Raw genomic sequence first — 16,674 nt, forward strand, 5'->3', positions numbered from 1 at the left:
GAGGCTCCCGGAAGAATGTCTGTCCCGGACGGGGACAACAAGCACCTCGCCATGGTGGGGTCGGGTGCAGACTTGAGGTTAACACTACCGGATCCAACAAACATTCCCCCTCTCGAAATCCGGCAACCGTGTGTCAGGTCGCAAGCGGCAGCACGCTCGCTCCCTGGGCGTCGAGGTCGAGCCGGTTCGCGGCCCACCCCTCGCCTGCCAGATGGGCGACCTTGTCGGCGCTGTCCTCGTCGGCCAGTGCCAGCACAGTGGGTCCCGCGCCCGAGATGACCGCGGGCACTCCGTCGGCCCGCAGCCGCTCCACCAGCGCGGCGCTCTCCGGCATCGCCGGGGCGCGGTACTCCTGGTGCAGACGGTCCTCGGTGGCGGGCAGCAGCAGCTCGGGGCGCCGGGTGAGGGCCTCGACGAGCAGGGCGGCACGGCCCGCGTTGGTGGCGGCGTCGACATGCGGGACGGTGCGCGGCAGCAGACCGCGCGCGGTCTCCGTCAGGACCGGCTTACCGGGTACGAAAACCACCGGAACGATGGAATCAGCGGGTTCCATCCTGATGGCCCGCGCGGCGCCGGCCTCCATCCAGGACAGGGTGAATCCGCCCAGCAGACAGGCGGCGACGTTGTCGGGGTGACCCTCGATCTCGGTGGCGAGTTCGAGCAGGGCCGCGTCGTCGAGCCGGGCCTCACCGCCTATGGTCACGGCACGCGCGGCGACGATGCCGGCGCAGATGGCGGCGGAGGAGGAGCCGAGACCGCGGCCGTGCGGGATGCGGTTGGCGCAGACGATCTCCAGGCCGCGCGGCTGGCCGCCCAGCAGATCGAAGGCGGTGCGCAGGGAACGTACGAGCAGGTGGTTCTCGTCGCGCGGCAGCGTCTCGCTGCCCTCACCCGCGATGTCGATGTGCAGCCCGGAGTCGGCAACCCGGACGACCACGTCGTCGTAGAGCCCCAGCGACAGGCCCAGGGCGTCGAAGCCCGGACCGAGGTTGGCGCTGGTGGCGGGGACGCGCACCCGGACGGCGGCGGCGCGGAAGGCTGGACCGGCCATCGCTCGATGACTCTCCTTGAGCTGCGGTGATTGTCGATTGTCGAAGACATTCGATGACGTACGAGAACCTCTCGGACCGCTTCCGGGCCGCGGAGACGGCGCGGCACCGCACCTATGCGGAGGCATATGCGGCGGGCGGGTTCAGTACAGCGTATCGAAGGTAGGTTCTGTGGCGACATAGGGCGCACAGGAGGCGCACGATGCGTGTCGTATGCCCCCCGTGCACCCCTTGTGGGGAAGTTCCCCAGGTGAGCGCCTCGTGGCCGTCTGCGCGAGCCTGCTGCGACGGAGCGTGGCCCGGCTTACGCCAGCCCGAGCCGCTCGGCCGCCGTCGCCGCGTCGACCGGGACGGTGACGGGCTGCGGGGCGCCCGCGACGGCCCAGTCGGGGTCCTTGAGGCCGTTGCCGGTGACGGTGCACACGATGCGCTGGCCCAGGTCGACCTTGCCCTGCTCGGCGGCCTTCAGCAGACCGGCGACCGACGCGGCGGACGCGGGCTCGACGAAGACGCCCTCCTGGGCCGCCAACAGCCGGTAGGCACGCAGGATTTCACGGTCCGTCACCTCGTCGATGAACCCGCCCGACTCGTCCCGCGCGTCGATGGCGTACTGCCAGGAGGCCGGGTTGCCGATGCGGATCGCGGTGGCGATGGTCGAGGGGTCCTTGACGACCTCGCCGCGCACGATGGGCGCCGAGCCGGAGGCCTGGAAGCCCCACATGCGCGGGGTCTGCTTCGAGACACCGTCGGCGGCGTACTCCTTGTACCCCTTCCAGTACGCGGTGATGTTGCCCGCGTTGCCCACCGGAAGGACGTGGACGTCGGGGGCGTCGCCCAGCATGTCCACGATCTCGAAGGCGGCCGTCTTCTGCCCCTCGATCCGCACCGGGTTGACCGAATTCACCAGCGCCACCGGGTAGTTGTCGCTCAGGTCGCGGGCGAGCGTGAGGCAGTCGTCGAAGTTGCCGTCGACCTGGAGGATCTTCGCGCCGTGCACGAGGGCCTGGCCCATCTTGCCGAGCGCGATCTTGCCCTGCGGGACGAGCACGGCCGAGACCATGCCCGCGCGCACGGCGTAGGCGGCGGCCGAGGCGGAGGTGTTGCCGGTGGAGGCGCAGATGACGGCCTTGGCCCCCTCCTCCTTCGCCTTGCTGATGGCCATGGTCATGCCGCGGTCCTTGAAGGACCCGGTCGGGTTCGCACCCTCCACCTTCAGGTGGACCTCGCAGCCCGTGCGCTCGGAGAGCACCTGCGCCGGCACGAGGGGCGTGCCGCCCTCACGGAGCGTCACGACCGGCGTGGTGTCGGAGACGGGCAGCCGGTCCCGGTACTCCTCGATGATTCCGCGCCACTGGTGGGTCATTGCTGGTTACTCTCCTTCAACCCGCATGATGCTGGCGACACCCCGCACGGTGTCGAGCTTGCGCAGCGCCTCGACGGTCCCGACGAGGGCGGCGTCGGACGCACGGTGGGTGACGACGACGAGGGACGCCTCGCCGCCTCCGTCCTGCCGTCCTTGCTGGCGCACCGTATCGATCGACACTCCGTGCTCCGCGAACACGGTCGCCACCTGGGCGAGAACGCCCGGTTTGTCGGCGACGTCGAGGCTGATGTGGTAGCGCGTGACGACGTCGCCCATGGGCGACACGGTCAGGGCGGCGTACGCCGACTCGCCGGGCCCCGTTGCCCCGCTGAGCCGGTTGCGGCAGACGGCGACGAGGTCGCCGAGCACGGCGGACGCGGTGGGAGCACCGCCCGCGCCGGGGCCGTAGAACATGAGCTGCCCGGAGGCGTCGGACTCCACGAACACGGCGTTGTAGGCGCCGCGCACGGAGGCGAGCGGGTGGGTCAGCGGGATCATCGCGGGATGCACGCGCGCGGTGACGGAGGCGCCGTCCCCGGCCCGCTCGCAGATGGCGAGCAGCTTGATGGTGCAGCCCATCTCCTTGGCGGAGGCGAAGTCGGCCGCGGTCACCTCGGTCATGCCCTCGCGGTAGACGTCGTCGAGACGCACGCGCGTGTGGAAGGCGATGCCGGCGAGGATCGCGGCCTTGGCGGCGGCGTCGAAGCCCTCGACGTCGGCGGTGGGGTCGGCCTCCGCGTACCCGAGCGCGGTGGCCTCGTCGAGGGCCTCCTGGTACCCGGCGCCGGTCGAGTCCATCTTGTCGAGGATGAAGTTCGTGGTGCCGTTGACGATCCCCAGCACCCGGTTGACCTTGTCACCGGCGAGGGACTCGCGCAGCGGACGGATGAGCGGGATGGCGCCGGCGACGGCGGCCTCGTAGTAGAGGTCCTTGCTGTTCGCCTCCGCGGCGGCGTGCAGGGCGGCACCGTCCTGGGCGAGGAGGGCCTTGTTGGCGGAGACGACGGAGGCGCCGTGCTCGAAGGCGGTGGTGATGAGGGTGCGGGCGGGCTCGATGCCCCCGATGACCTCCACCACGACATCAATGTCGCCGCGCTTGACGAGGGCGGTGGCGTCGGTGGTGATCAGCGCGGGGTCGATGCCCTCACGGACCCTGGAGGGCCGCCGTACGGCCACGCCCGCGAGCTCGACGGGGGCGCCGATCCGGGCGGCGAGGTCGTCGGCGTGCGTCGTCATGATGCGCGCCACCTCTGAGCCGACAACCCCACAGCCCAGCAGCGCCACCTTCAGCGGACGCGTACGCATCATCCGACCTCGTTTCCTCATACCGTCTACGGTTGCACCAGTCTCACTCACCGGACGGGAGTTTCTGCCCTTCGTCCGGATCGTGAGACATCTATTTCATTTGTACCGGGGTGGAAGACAGGAGATCTTCCACCCCGGTGTTTGTGCTGCTCAGCCGACGTCGAGCCGAAGAAGATCCTCTTCGGTCTCCCGCCGGACGATCACCCGGGACGCGCCCTCGTGCACGGCCACGACCGGGGGCCGCAGCACGTGGTTGTAGTTGCTGGCCATGGACCGGCAGTAGGCACCCGTCGCCGGTACGGCGATGAGGTCACCCGGTGCCAGGTCGGCCGGCAGGAACGCGTCCTTCACCACGATGTCCCCGCTCTCGCAGTGCTTGCCGACGACCCGCGCGAGCATGGGCTCGGCGTCGGAGGTCCGTGACACGAGCGCGACGCTGTACTCGGCGTCGTACAGGGCGGTCCGGATGTTGTCGGACATGCCTCCGTCGACGGAGACGTAGGTACGGAGGTTGTCGAGGGGCTTGATGGTGCCGACCTCGTAGAGCGTGAACGCGGTGGGCCCGACGATGGCCCGCCCCGGCTCCACGGAGATGCGCGGCGTGCGCAGCTTGGCGCCCTCGCACTCCCGGGTGACGATCTCGGTGAGCGCCTTGGCGATTTCGTGGGGCTCACGGGGATCGTCGTCACTCGTGTACGCGATCCCGAGCCCGCCGCCGAGGTCGATCTCGGGCAGCTCGACGCCGTGCTCGTCACGGATGTCCTTGAGCAGGCCGACCACGCGGTGCGCGGCGACCTCGAAGCCCGACATGTCGAAGATCTGCGACCCGATGTGGCTGTGGATCCCGATGAGCTCCAGCCCGTCGAGCCTCAGCGCCCGCCGCACCGCCTCGGCGGCCTGCCCGCCGGCGAGCGGAATGCCGAACTTCTGGTCCTCGTGCGCGGTGGCGATGAACTCGTGCGTGTGCGCCTCGACGCCGACGGTGATACGGATCTGCACCCGCTGCCGCTTGCCGAGTCCCTGCGCGACATGGGCGACACGCACGATCTCCTGGAAGGAGTCGAGCACGATCCGCCCGACGCCGGCCTCGATGGCCCGGGTGATCTCCTCGACGGACTTGTTGTTGCCGTGGAAGGCGATCCGCTCGGCGGGCATGCCGGCCGAGAGGGCGGTGGCGAGCTCGCCCCCGGAGCACACGTCCAGGTTGAGCCCCTCCTCGTGCAGCCACCGCACGACGGCGCGGGAGAGGAACGCCTTGCCGGCGTAGAAGACGTCGGCGTCGTCGCCGAAGGCACTGCGCCAGGAGCGGGCACGGGCGCGGAAGTCGGCCTCGTCGATGAAGTAGGCGGGCGTGCCGTGCTGTTCGGCGAGGGTCTTCACGTCGACCCCGCCGACGGTGACCACGCCGTCGGCGCCACGGCCGACGGTCTGCGCCCACACCTTCGCGTCGAAGGCGTTGAGGTCGGCGGGTGGCGCGGAGTAGTGACCCTCGGGCAGGACATCGGCGTGACGGGGCCCGGCGGGGTGTGCGGAACGGCTCATGACTGTCGTGGGCTCTCTCAGAGATGTTCGGGTGCGTCGATACCGAGCAGGGACAGGCCACCGGCCAGCACCGCCCCGGCGGCTTCGGCAAGAGCGAGCCGGGCACGGTGGGCGGCCGAGGGTTTCTCGGCACCCCGCGGAAGCACGACGGCCAGCAACGGCAGCACGGCATCGGCGACGGTGACGAGATGCCGGGCGAGGCGGTCGGGCGAGCGGTGGGCTGCCGCCTGGGCGAGGACTCGGGGGTGGTCGGCGAGGGCGGCTTGGAGGGGGTGGGGGGTGAGGCCGGCTTGGAGGGGGTGGGGGGTGAGGGGTGACGGGGGGGTAGGGGTGACGGGTGCCGAGGGGTGAGGGGTGACGGGTGCCGAGGGGCTAGGGGTGAGAGGGGTGAGGGGCGCCGAGGGGCTAGGGGTGAGGGGCTCCGAGGGGCTAGGAGTGAGGGGTGCCGGGGGTTGCGAAGCGAGCCGGCCCGTGGGATGCCCTGTGGATGGCTCTACGGGTCCCGGCTCGGCGCTGAATCCCAGGTCGGCGGCGTTGCGGGAGAGGGCCCGGGTGCGGGCGTATGCGTAGCGGACGCGGAAGAGAGGGTTGCTCTCGCGCTGGACGAGGTGCTCGTCGGTGACACGCGGCCGGTCGTGCTCGGCAGGGTGGAGCAGGGCCCAGCGGGCGGCGTCGCGACCGAGGAAGAGGGGGTCGAGAGGGGCGGGTACCGGGCGGACGGTGCAGTGGGGAAAGCGGGGCGGGGCGGGTTGGTGCCGAGTGGCATGGGGGGCTGCGTGGGGGGCGGCGCCATTGCCTTGCCGTCCGGCCGCGGTGGACTCACTGGGCGTGCTGGACTCACTGGGCGTGCTGGGCGTGCTCGGCCTGCTGGGGTTTCCGGGCTCGCCGGAGTCAGGGGATCGGCCGGACCCGCTGGATCCGTTGGAACGGCCGGATCGGCCGGATCGGCCGGATCGGCCGCCGATTGTGTCCACCCGTACGCCCAGGACGTCGACCCACTCCTGAGCGAGCTCGGCCTCGCAGCGGGTGCGTACGGCGGCGCCCTGCGAACGCAGGATCCGGGCGACGGCGTCCATCACGACGACGGCCCGGACCTCAGACGGACAGGACAGCGGCACGAAGTCCTCGGAGGGACCGCCGGCGTATCCGTACCGCTCGCCGCGCCGAAGGATCTCCTCGACGAGGGCGACGGAGGCGGTCTCGCCGAGGCGGATGTTCAGGAACCCGGGCCCGGTGACGACGACATCGGCGACACCGTCCGCCCCCGCGAGGTACGACCGCACAATCTCGGCGACACGCAGGGCGGGCTGCCCGGCCGGGCGGGCGAGCTGGAGCGCGATGTTGGTCGCGTAGTCCCCATACCCGCCGGGCCCCGGCACGGTGACCACGGCCCGCTCGGGCACGGCGACGGCCAGTTCCCCCTCGTCGACAGCACGACGCACCGCACACAGCACGGAACGGGAGAGCTCGACGGGGGTCACGGGGACAAGCGTATGGGAGGAGGGGGGTGGGTATGCGCATGGGTTTGGGCTGGGTTTCGCGATGTGGACGGGGCGGGGAGCTGGGGGCCTGATTCAGCACGCGGTCCCGCCGTGGCACGGGGCTTACCGGGGTGGCGCGGTGCGGCGCGAGGTTGCCGGCGTGACGCTGGACCCATGGGTGGGGTGGGCGGCACGGTCGATCGACCTGCTCCGAAGGAGGACACGGATGACTCGGAGGACGCGGTAGGCGGGGCAGGGACTCAGGACGGGGCAGGCGCTCAGGACTCAGCTGCCCCTGCCCGCCTCAGCCTCCAGTGCGCCCGGCGGCCTCGCCCGCGCCCAGGACGCCCCGGAACACGGCATCATCGGCACCCCTGCCATCGGGTCGGCTGTCGGCCTCCCCACTTCCCCTCCGCTCGATCAACCGCCGTACAAGATTCACGAGTTCGGCGGGCTCGAAGGGCTTGGCGAGGAAGGCGTCCACGCCGACGTCGAGGCCGCTGTCGACCTCGTACTGGGTGCAGGCGCTGATGATGGCGAGGGGAAGATCACGGGTGCGGGGGTCGGAACGCAGCCGCGCGGCGGTACGCAGCCCGTCCAGTCGGGGCATGACCACGTCGAGGGTGATCACGTCGGGCCGCACCTGATGAACGACATCCAGACACTCGGCGCCATCGGCCGCGGTCACCACCTCAAGCCCCTCCAGCTCGAGATTGACCCTGATCAGCTGCCGGATGACCTTGTTGTCGTCCACAACAAGGACCCGGCCGGAAGCGCCTGGCACAACTCGAGAGTAGGTCCGGACCGGCCACCGCGTCCGGGTTTTCCCGACTTCCACCCCCCTGTGGGCGACCCACCCCAGGTCGCGCAGGGTGCCACGCCCCCGGAAACCCGTTCATGAACACCCCACTGAAGCTGGTAGGGTTCTACCCGTCGCCGCCAAGCAAGGCGCCCGACACGCCCCCGTAGCTCAGGGGATAGAGCAACGGCCTCCGGAGCCGTGTGCGCAGGTTCGAATCCTGCCGGGGGCACTCGCCTGCGCAGCGCATGTGCAGGTCAGTGCACTTTTTGGGGCATCTCAGCAGATGACAGCCAGTCAGGTTTTCCTGGCTGGCCTTGAGTGGTTCCACTTCTGCGCAGGTCAGGGCTGGTCTGGAGTTCTCGCGCAGGTTGGTGCCCCTGGGGGTACCGGGGTACCCAGGACATGGGAACCTGGCCGACGCCGGGGCTATTCGCTCGTCTTGGCAGCAGGCTGCGGACGACTGTCGAGTCTCAGCGGCAACATCGCGTCCACGGCGCCGAGGCCAGCCCTCACGCCCCATGTCGACGGCTTCACCAGCAGCGACGATCCCCGGAACGGTCATGGGTCGCGTGGTGCGACCAGCCCGAGGTCGTACGCGGCGATGACGGCTGCACGCGGTCGCACGGGCAGCCGCGGGTTCACCTGGACATGAAGAGCACCATCCCGGCGGCAGGGATGCGAGGGCGGCTTGGGCCGGGTGGGTCCCCGAGACGCCGTCCGGCTCACAGACCGTGTTCGTCCATCAGGCGCATCAGGTTCCGCTTGCGTTTCTGGGCGGTGCGCAGGGCGGTGACGTACACGGCGAACTCGTCCTCTGTGCCCAGGCGGCGGTGGCAGTCGCGGATGCTCAGTTGCAGGCCGACGAGCTGCTCGTAGACGGTGTTGCCGGTCTGCTTGGTCAGTGGCTCGGCCAGGCGCAGGTAGACGCCGAGCGCGTCGGCGGGACGGGTGGCCCGCGTCTGGTCGGCGAGGGCGAGCCACTGCCGGTCGTGGGCGCCGGTTTGGGTCGCGGCCTGCCAGGCGGCGGCCCCGTCCTCGTCGTCGAGCAGGGCGTCGACCAGGACGGGGCCGCCGTACCAGCCCTGTTGCCGCCGCTCCGCGTCGGCACGCAGCAGGGCAAGGGCTCCCCCGCGCTCGGCCGGCCAGCAGTCCGCGGCCCGCGAGGCGGCGCGCAGCTGCTGGTACGCAGCCAGGGTGCGCCGGGCACCGAAGTGGTCGCGGCGCACAGCGACGGCGTCGGAGAGCCGGCCCGCCTGCGCGTAGCGTTCGCAGAGGTAGTCGACGAGGGCGGTGTCGACGGCGGAGAGTGCCCGGGTTTCCCGGATGCCGCGTTCCGCCCAGCGCAGGGCCTCGTCGGAGCGCCGGGCGGTGTCCAGCTCGCGGGCGATGACCAGGTGCTGGTGACCGTTCGGTGAGAGGTCGGCTGCGTGCACGGCGATCACGGCGTCGACATCGCCTTCCGCCTTGGCCAGACGCTCCATCAGGTACTTCTCCGCCCAGCCGCGACGGTTGCCCTGCCACGCCTCGACCGCCGACTTCCGCAGGACGGCCATTCCCTCTTCGCCGAGGACATCCTCGTAATCGAGCGGATCGATGTCGGTCAGGCCGTCGTCGACGTCGCCGAGCGCATGGCCGACCAGCCAGCGCGCGAGCTCATCGGGGTCGGGGCGTGCCGCACGGCACGCGACGAGGTGGGCGTCGGCGAGGTCTGCGCCGATCTGCCCGAGCCAGCAGTCTGAGTCGTCGACGCTCTCCACCGCGTCGGCCAGCAGCCGCATCGCCTCCCGCGCCAGGGTGACCGCGTCGGCGGCCCGGCCCGAGCCGGTCAGCGCGCCGATCGAGGAAACCGCCTGCCCGGCCTGGTCGGCGTAGGCGCGGGCATCGGCGTACTCGACGTACCCGTACTGCGCGAAGGGGCCGATGTCGAGCAGATCGCGGACACGGGACCGGACCACGGCAAGGTCCCCTCGGGCGCTCGCGGCCCGCAGCTCCAGGCGCCGCCGCAACTGCCGGTCCTCGCCGATCTGTTCCCTCAGCACAGCGAGCAACTCGTCCTTGGACAGGGCGGACAGCCACCCGTCGAGGTCCTGCGCGCGCTCCCGGGCCGCCTTCCGCTGCCGCGGCAGGCTCTCCCGCTGGGCGAGCACCGTCAGGCCGAGGGCGACCAGGTGCTTGCAGAAGTTGCCCTCCAGGCCGTACGGGCAGTCGCACTCGCCGGCCGGCGCGCCGGGCCCGTCCAGAGTCAGCTCCACCTCGTACCGCTCCGTGCCGTGGACGCTCGCGGTGACCCAGCCGTCACCGACCTCGACCCCGGACACCGCGTCGAGGTACCCGAGGCCGCGTTCGAAGGAACGAGCACCGGCCAGCGTTCTGAGGTTCGCCTCGGTGAGGCCGCGCATGATTCTTTTCCGCCCTGCTGTGGTTGTGGAGTCGATGCTCCGCCACCCTAGGGGCTGGGGGTGCGAGTCGACGACTTCAGTGGGTTTGCCCTCCAACTCGACCAGTGCCAGGGAGGGTCCGCCCCGTGAGCGAGTACCAGTACTACGAGTTCCAGACCCTCGATCGACCGCTGAGCCGCGAGGAGCAGGAGCAGCTGCGGGCCATCTCCACGCGTGCCCGGATCACGGCCACCAGCTTCACCAACACCTACAACTGGGGCGACTTGAGCGGCAGTCCACGCCGCATGGTCGAGCGCTGCTTCGACGCCCACCTGTACGTCACAAACTGGGGCACCCACCGGCTGATGCTGCGCCTGCCCAAAGAAGCCCTGACCCTGCCCGCGGTGAAGCCGTACTGCCTCGACCACCACGTCGACGCCTGGACCACCCGCACCCATCTCCTGCTCGACCTCACCAGTGAAGACGAGGGTGGCGACTGGGTCGAGGGCGCCGACGATTCCCTGACCGCCCTCATCGGCGTACGCGGCGAACTGGCCACCGGCGACCTGCGCCCTCTCTACCTCGCCTGGCTCTCCGCGCTCACCGCCCGGGAACTCGAAGACGACGAAGAAGAGGAGTACCGGACCTGCCCCGAGCCGCCTGTCCCGGCCGGGCTCGGCGAACTGACCGCCCCACAGCGCGCGCTCGCGGACTTCCTGCGCGTCAATGACGACCTGCTGGCAGTGGCGGCCCAGGCCAGTCCCACCGCGCCCAAGGAGCCGGCCAAACCCACGAAGAAGGAACTCGCCCCGCTGATCGCCGCCCTCCCGCAGAAGGAAAAAGACGCTCTCCTGCTGCGGCTCGCCCTCGGCCCGGAAACCGAGTTGCGCACCGAACTCCTGCAGCGCCTGCGCGGCACCACAGCCCACACCACGGTCACCGGGCGCCGATCAGCGGCCCGCCTCCTGGACGCCGCCCGCACACGGCGCACCGAACGCCGACAGCGCGCCGAACACGGACGAACCGCAGCCCGCAACCAGCACCTGACCGCCCTCGCAGGCGAGGCCGAACACATCTGGCAGCAGGTCGAGGCGCACATCGCCACCAAGAAGACCAACGCCTACGACCAAGCCGTCACCCTACTCGCGGAACTACGTGACGCGTACGTCCACACCGGTCGGAGCACGGACTTCCGGCAACGCCTCACCAACCTGCGCGAGGACTACCAGCGCCGCCCCGGCCTCATCCACCGCCTCGACCACCACGGCCTCCGGTAACACCCCACTCCCTGTCTGCAGGCTTCCGTCCCGAGACCACCGCGCGGTCGGGCTCCGGAGCGACCCCGCACCACCCGTGTTCGCCCCGCAGGTGCAGGTCGGCGTCGTGTGCACGACCAGCCATGTCTTGTGGCTCCTGCCGGGACCTGCACCTGCGGTCGATCCGCCGCCGAAGTACCGATTCAGCTGGGCCGCCGTCTCGCTTGAACCTGCTGTCGGACTGGATCCGCAGGACCGGGCAGAACACCCGCCCGAAGCCGGTGCAAGGCTCCGCCGGCTTCCCCCTGCCTCACCGTCTCTCCGCTACTGCCAGGCGCGGACCGGCCGCTACTGCCAGGCGCGGACCAGATCTTCAGGTCCCCAGTGGGCCGCAAGTGGCAGACTGCCGACCACACCACTGCGGGACACCGCGACCAGCGGCGTGTCCGGCCCGGCGCCGGGCACCGCGAGTACGTCCCGGGCCAGGGCGTCGTATTCGCGTCGGCCGAACGGCTGGGACTCCAGCCACTTGATGGAGCCGACAAAGTGGACCGCGCCCGCCACGGGTTCACGGTCGGTGCCGACCAGGTCGATCTCGGGGTTGTTCTGCCGGTTCCACCAGCCGCCGACAGTCTCTGTCTCCGGCCATCGCTCGTCGGGCAGCAGCCGCAGCAGCGACTCGCGGATGAGCGGCTCGACCGCACGGCCCCGCCAGGTGGTCCAGGACCGCTCGATGCGCTCCAGGGCGAGATCGCCCCGGCCGCGCTCGATGAGCGGGATGCCTCGCTGCAGGAAGGCCAGCCAGAAACGGAGATACGGATCGGCGATGCGGTAGCGCTTGTTCTTGGTGTCGGCCTTCGCGGACAGCGGCAGGTCGGCCGCCAGAACCCGCTTGGCCTGCAGGGTGTTCAGCAGCGGGGACAGCGTGCCCGATGGCAGGGCACCTGTTCCGCCGGCCTGTGCAGCGATGGTGGAGAAGGTCCGCTCGCCGCTGCCCACCGCCTCCAGCACCGCCCGCGAGTGCGACGCCTCGGGGAACTCCCCCAGCAGCGACAGCTCGCCCGCCACCAGGAGCGGAGACAGCGGATTCGCCACGGCCTCGCGCAGGAAGTCCGCCCGGCCCATCCCGGGCCGCCACGACTGGACGATTTCCGGGAAGCCTCCCGTGATCAGCAGCGCGTCCACCGCGTCCGCCGCTTCCAGCCCGGTCATGGCCTGCACATCGCCCAGATGCAGCGGCCGTACGGTCATCTTCGCCGCCCGCCCGAAGAACGGGCGGCCATAGGACTGCAACGCCTCCATCACCGACATGTCGCTGCCGACCAGGATGAGCAGGACCGGCTTGGCGGACAGATGACGGTCCCAGACGGTCTGCAGAGCCCCCTCGAACTCCCCGTCCTGCTCAACCAGCCACGGCACCTCGTCGATCACCGCGATGCTCGGGACGTCGTCCGGAACCGCGACGGCCAGTGAGCGCAGCGCCTGATTCCAGTCCGCGGCCTGCAGCCCGGCCACCAGCTCCGCCCCCGGTAGGGCGGACTGGGCGAGCGCCCCAGTGAAGTCCGCCAGCTCGGCCACGGCGTTGCGGCCCCGGGTCGCCTGGAAGACCACGTACGGAACCCGGGACCGGTCACAGAACTCCTGGACCAGGCGAGACTTCCCCACCCGGCGCCGCCCGGTCATGATCACAGCCCGCCCACGGGTGGCACCCACGCCGTCGATCACCAAGCCCAGCTGTCGAGCCAGCAGATCCAGGTCAGCCACCCTGCCCTTGAATTCCACAGGCAGCCCCTCACAGCAGAACACAGTTTCGATATTACGTAGATTGAATCTTACTTAGATGGTAGCTCGCTTCCTGTGCAAGCGTGAAACCGTTGAACCCGTCGGAAGCATGGACAGGCGCGCCACACGATTCCGGGCCTCGGAGAGATGCGCCGACATCGGCCCAGCCAGAGAATCCCGCAGGTCACAGGCGGTCTGGCACGGCCAGCTGAGTGCGGGGTCTTGGTGTCTTGTCTGTGCCGGCGGGTGGTGCCGGGAGCGGCACTCGGGATGCGTGCCGCGTCGGTGGATGCGCGTCGCGGCCGTGATGTCACCTCGCCCTCGTGCGGGCCCCCGGCCGCATCGAGCGCTATCGACCCCCGCCCCCATGTCCCCGCTCCCGGCCCCACTGCCCCGCATCCCCCTCCGGCAGGAGTACCGCTGCCTGGTGCTGGGTGTGTGCGGCTGCTATTTGGGCTTCCGTTACGGCGTCTCCGCGTTCGCGCACCAGGTCTTCATAAATGGGCAGGTGATCGTTTTCGGCGGGAGTGCGTGGCACTGTGTCGTCCTTCCGGTGGGTATTGCCTTCAGGCCCTGTTCAGGCGGGCGGCAATTCCGTGGCCGAGGGCCAGATAGAGGATGGCGGGGAGGCCGTAATTGAGGATGACTCGTAGGCCCTCCGTGTCCATGGTGAAAATGTCGCGTGCCCATCCGGAGAGCAGGTCCGCCGCGCCGTGGACGAACCCCACGAAGGCGTTGGCCTGGTTCGCGTCGAGGAGGTACAGGACGATCCACAGGCCGAGCAGACCGGCCGCGACGTCGGCGATCGTGCAGATCGCCAGCGATGCTCTACGGGCCGTGGCCTCGTTGCGGGCCCCGCGGTCCTGGTGCGGGCGCTGGTCGTACGTCTGGTATCCGGATACCGGGTCGGTGTTCACAAGAAATCCGATCTGACGCGTTTGCTGGGCCGACTGGATACCGCGCTGCGCCGGGATTCGGGCATTGCGCGGTGACTTCCTTCCGCCTGGTTCTGCGTCAGACGAACGCGACCGTGTTACACCACCGTCGGGGACATCCCAAATATGGTGGCCCGGCGACCTATTCGGGCACATGGTCAATTGTTCACGTGCGCGTGCACATTTGCGCATGCAGTGCAGGACCCGTGGGGGATCAGCGGTCGCCGGCTGTCGGAAGCATCGCCCAGACCGTCTTGCCCAGGGGGTGCCGCCTGGTCCAGCCCCAGTGTTCGGACAGGCTGTCGATGATGCGCAGTCCGCGACCGTGCTCGTCGAAGGGGTCGGAGGTGTGCGGGTACACCGGCGGGCGGTCGCTCGGGTCCGTGACCGCGCAGACCAGGTGGGCCGGGCGGCGGACGCTGAGCCGGAGCCAGATGCCGGGGTCGGCCGCGGGGCGGGCCGCGGAGTGCGGTGCGGCGTGCAGTACGGCGTTGGCGAGCAGTTCGGTGACCACCATCAGGGCGTCGGGGCCGCAGTCGTCGAGTTCCCAGCTGCTCAGAGTGCGACGGACGAAGTCGCGGGCCTCGGCGCAGCCCCGTTCGGCGCCGACGAGGCGCAGGACTGCGGAGCGGGGCGGTGTCTGCGGAGACTCCGGTGTGGCGAGCCGGCGCGGGCCCGGGGGGCCGCTGTGTGCTGGTGGCGCTGTCGTCAACGCCTCATGTGACGCAGCGTCACGGGGCAGTCGGAGCCCTTCGTACGCAGGTAACGACACAACGTCTCCCCTGATACACGGTCAGGACGGGGCGTCCGCGCTGCACTTGACGCCACGGGCTATTATCCACGCCAACGGCGTCTCCGTGCAATTTCACGGGAAATTTCGCGTGAGATGTCGGCGTGGAGCACGTGGTGCGGTCCGGATCCGCTGGGGCATCGGGCACGCGCGTGACGGAACGTGAGCAACGTGAGCAAGGAGAGTGCAGTGCCAACAGCACCGAACGGCGTACGGGCAGACTCGTTGGGCGTCCGCTGGATCAAGAGCCGGCACAGCAATGCCGAGGGCAACTGCGTCGAGGTTGCCGCCCTGGGCGACGGCAGCGTCGCGATGCGCAACTCCCGCCACCCCGACGGACCGGCCCTTGTCTACACCCCTGCCGAGATCGCGGCCTTCCTGGCCGGCGCGAAGGAGGGGGAGTTCGACCACCTGGCGTGAGACGGGCCGACAGGGGACCGACCCACGTGAAGCAAGCCCACGCGAGGCGAGCCCACGTGAAGCAAGCCCACGTGAAGCAAGCCCACGCGAGGCGAGCCTCCGTGGGACGGCCCTGCGCGAGACGGCCCGTGCGAGGCGGGGCCCGTGTGTGATAGGTGCCTGTGGGCCGCCCCTGTGTGACAGGGGCCTGTGGGCCGCCCCCGTGTCACAGGAGCCTGTGGGCCGGGGCCCGCGTGCAACAGACGCCTGCAAGACGGGGCCCGCGTGCAACAGGCGCCAGCGAGACCGGGCCCGCATGCAACAGGCGCCAGCGAGACCGGCTGCGCCCCTATGTGAGACGGGCCTGGCGAGGCCGGCCTACGCGAGACGGGCCCTACGAACGGGCCGATACGAACGGGCTCATACGAAACGGGCTCATACGAAACGGGCCCGTACGAGTCGGGCGCCTGTCCCCGGATACGAGACGGCCACCATTCCCCTGAGCGCGCGACCGGTCGAGGGCGAAACGCCCTCCGCAAGCGGAAGTTGAGCGTTCCACTTCTTGCGGTTCCGGCGCCGCGAGGCGGCGGGATGCGATAATGCTGTCTGTCGTCTGCCGGTCTACGGGGAGTCAGGATGTCGCCCGAGTCACCTCGCATCTCCCGCCTCGAACCCTATCTGGACCGGACCGAGCCCGCCCCGACCTTGCTGAAGATGCTGGTCGGCGTCCAGTTGGGCGGCCTCCGCGAGGACCTCGGCCTGTCCCAGGACCAGGTCGCGCGGGCCGTGGGATTCAGTCCGGCGAAGCTGTCGCGCATCGAGGCGGGCAAGGGCCGTCGGCCTCCGACCGAGGCGGACGTGCGGGCCCTGCTGGAGCACTACGGCACCGAGGAGTACGAGGCCTCGGTGCTGCTTCAGTTGCTGCGGCGCGCCGGTGAGCCCGGCTGGTGGCAGCGCTACGACAAGCGGCTGATGCCGGAGTGGTTCGACCGGCTGGTCGGGCTCCAGGAGGCCGCGACCTCCATCCGTACCTTTGAACTCCAGTACGTGCCGGGCCTGTTGCAGACCGACGACTACACCCGGGCCGTCGTCGAGCGCGGGCTGCCGACCGCTCCGCCCCGTGAGGTGCAGCGGCGGGTCGAGCTGCGGATGCGCCGGCGGCAGCTGCTGCACCGCCCGGACGCGCCCCAGCTGTGGGCGGTCGTCGACGAGTCGGTGCTGCTGCGGGTCCTGGGCAGTCGCGACGTGATGCACGCGCAGCTGGAGCACCTCGTGGAGATGGCCCAGCGGCCGCATGTGACCGTGCAGATCGTGCCGCTGGACGTCACCAACGCCTCGGCGCCCGCGATGCCGATCACCTATCTCCGGTTCGGCGGCGTCGATCTGCCCGACATCGTCTATCTGGAGCACATCAAGAGCGCGGCCTTCCTGGAGGACCGCGACGAGACCGAGGAGTACCGCCTCGCCCTGGACCGCCTGGGCGACGAGGCCCTCAACCCGCGGGAGTCGCTGGAGCGGCTGCGCGAGACGATGAAGCGGTACGCATGAGCGGCAGGGGTTCCGGGGAGCGGCCGTGACGCCGCTTCCCCCGC

The 16,674-nt window shown here is 70.4% G+C and carries 13 protein-coding genes and 1 tRNA gene; 4 read left to right on the forward strand and 10 right to left on the reverse strand.

The genetic code is table 11. The features are described from left to right. Positions 1–133: 133 nt before the first annotated feature. From thrB to AC3ETA_RS04245, 6 genes are all read right to left on the reverse strand, one after another. Complete coding sequence (gene thrB / locus AC3ETA_RS04220; RefSeq protein WP_030947226.1) at positions 134–1,051, reverse strand: homoserine kinase; 918 nt, start codon at positions 1,049–1,051, stop codon at positions 134–136. Positions 1,052–1,353: 302 nt separating this feature from the next. Next, the gene (thrC, locus tag AC3ETA_RS04225; RefSeq protein WP_432191442.1) at positions 1,354–2,412 is read right to left on the reverse strand and encodes a threonine synthase; all 1,059 of its coding nucleotides are present in this window, start codon (positions 2,410–2,412) and stop codon (positions 1,354–1,356) included. Between the two features lie 6 nt (positions 2,413–2,418). Next, positions 2,419–3,717, reverse strand: a complete 1,299-nt coding sequence (locus tag AC3ETA_RS04230; protein ID WP_093748929.1) for a homoserine dehydrogenase — start codon at positions 3,715–3,717, stop codon at positions 2,419–2,421. A 150-nt stretch (positions 3,718–3,867) separates the two neighbouring features. After that, complete coding sequence (gene lysA, locus AC3ETA_RS04235) at positions 3,868–5,259, reverse strand: diaminopimelate decarboxylase (protein WP_432191443.1); 1,392 nt, start codon at positions 5,257–5,259, stop codon at positions 3,868–3,870. A gap of 17 nt (positions 5,260–5,276) precedes the next feature. Beyond that, positions 5,277–6,740 (reverse strand): ArgS-related anticodon-binding protein NrtL, encoded by a 1,464-nt coding sequence (gene nrtL / locus AC3ETA_RS04240; RefSeq protein WP_432191444.1) that lies wholly within the window; start codon positions 6,738–6,740, stop codon positions 5,277–5,279. Between the two features lie 304 nt (positions 6,741–7,044). Then, positions 7,045–7,524 carry a response regulator gene (locus AC3ETA_RS04245; RefSeq protein ID WP_432191445.1) on the reverse strand — a complete coding sequence of 160 codons (480 nt, stop codon included), beginning with the start codon at positions 7,522–7,524 and terminating at the stop codon, positions 7,045–7,047. Positions 7,525–7,699: 175 nt separating this feature from the next. Between AC3ETA_RS04245 and AC3ETA_RS04250 the strand changes: the two genes are divergently transcribed. After that, positions 7,700–7,771: transfer RNA gene (locus AC3ETA_RS04250), tRNA-Arg, on the forward strand. A gap of 493 nt (positions 7,772–8,264) precedes the next feature. On the opposite strand, the gene AC3ETA_RS04255 is transcribed toward AC3ETA_RS04250, so the two are convergent. Next, complete coding sequence (locus tag AC3ETA_RS04255) at positions 8,265–9,941, reverse strand: SWIM zinc finger family protein (RefSeq protein WP_432191446.1); 1,677 nt, start codon at positions 9,939–9,941, stop codon at positions 8,265–8,267. Between the two features lie 125 nt (positions 9,942–10,066). On the opposite strand from AC3ETA_RS04255, the gene AC3ETA_RS04260 reads away from it, so the two are divergent. Then, positions 10,067–11,197 (forward strand): hypothetical protein, encoded by a 1,131-nt coding sequence (locus tag AC3ETA_RS04260; protein WP_432191447.1) that lies wholly within the window; start codon positions 10,067–10,069, stop codon positions 11,195–11,197. 327 nt (positions 11,198–11,524) lie between these two features. Here AC3ETA_RS04260 and AC3ETA_RS04265 read toward each other — a convergent pair whose 3' ends face one another. The 3 genes from AC3ETA_RS04265 to AC3ETA_RS04275 form a co-directional block, all read right to left on the reverse strand. Beyond that, complete coding sequence (locus tag AC3ETA_RS04265) at positions 11,525–12,958, reverse strand: ATP-binding protein (protein ID WP_432191448.1); 1,434 nt, start codon at positions 12,956–12,958, stop codon at positions 11,525–11,527. A 566-nt stretch (positions 12,959–13,524) separates the two neighbouring features. Then, a complete protein-coding gene (locus tag AC3ETA_RS04270) occupies positions 13,525–13,875 on the reverse strand; it encodes a hypothetical protein (protein ID WP_432191449.1) in 351 nt (116 codons plus the stop codon). 232 nt (positions 13,876–14,107) lie between these two features. Then, positions 14,108–14,605: an ATP-binding protein gene (locus AC3ETA_RS04275; protein WP_432191450.1), complete on the reverse strand. Its 498-nt coding sequence runs from the start codon at positions 14,603–14,605 to the stop codon at positions 14,108–14,110. Positions 14,606–14,872: 267 nt separating this feature from the next. Here AC3ETA_RS04275 and AC3ETA_RS04280 point away from each other — a divergent pair, with 267 nt between their 5' ends. Continuing rightward, positions 14,873–15,103 (forward strand): DUF397 domain-containing protein, encoded by a 231-nt coding sequence (locus tag AC3ETA_RS04280; RefSeq protein WP_037862983.1) that lies wholly within the window; start codon positions 14,873–14,875, stop codon positions 15,101–15,103. Positions 15,104–15,718: 615 nt separating this feature from the next. Then, entirely contained in the window at positions 15,719–16,630 is a 912-nt protein-coding gene (locus AC3ETA_RS04285; protein ID WP_432191451.1) for a helix-turn-helix domain-containing protein, read from the forward strand. Positions 16,631–16,674 lie beyond the last annotated feature (44 nt).

Source organism: Streptomyces sp. bgisy027, assembly GCF_057710365.1.

Coding starts and splice junctions, on each gene's coding strand:
- thrB (WP_030947226.1), bottom strand. CDS start 1,051: ATGGCCGGTCCAGCCTTCCGCGCCGCCGCCGTCCGGGTGCGCGTCCCC.
- thrC (WP_432191442.1), bottom strand. CDS start 2,412: ATGACCCACCAGTGGCGCGGAATCATCGAGGAGTACCGGGACCGGCTG.
- AC3ETA_RS04230 (WP_093748929.1), bottom strand. CDS start 3,717: ATGCGTACGCGTCCGCTGAAGGTGGCGCTGCTGGGCTGTGGGGTTGTC.
- lysA (WP_432191443.1), bottom strand. CDS start 5,259: ATGAGCCGTTCCGCACACCCCGCCGGGCCCCGTCACGCCGATGTCCTG.
- AC3ETA_RS04255 (WP_432191446.1), bottom strand. CDS start 9,941: ATGCGCGGCCTCACCGAGGCGAACCTCAGAACGCTGGCCGGTGCTCGT.
- AC3ETA_RS04285 (WP_432191451.1), top strand. CDS start 15,719: ATGTCGCCCGAGTCACCTCGCATCTCCCGCCTCGAACCCTATCTGGAC.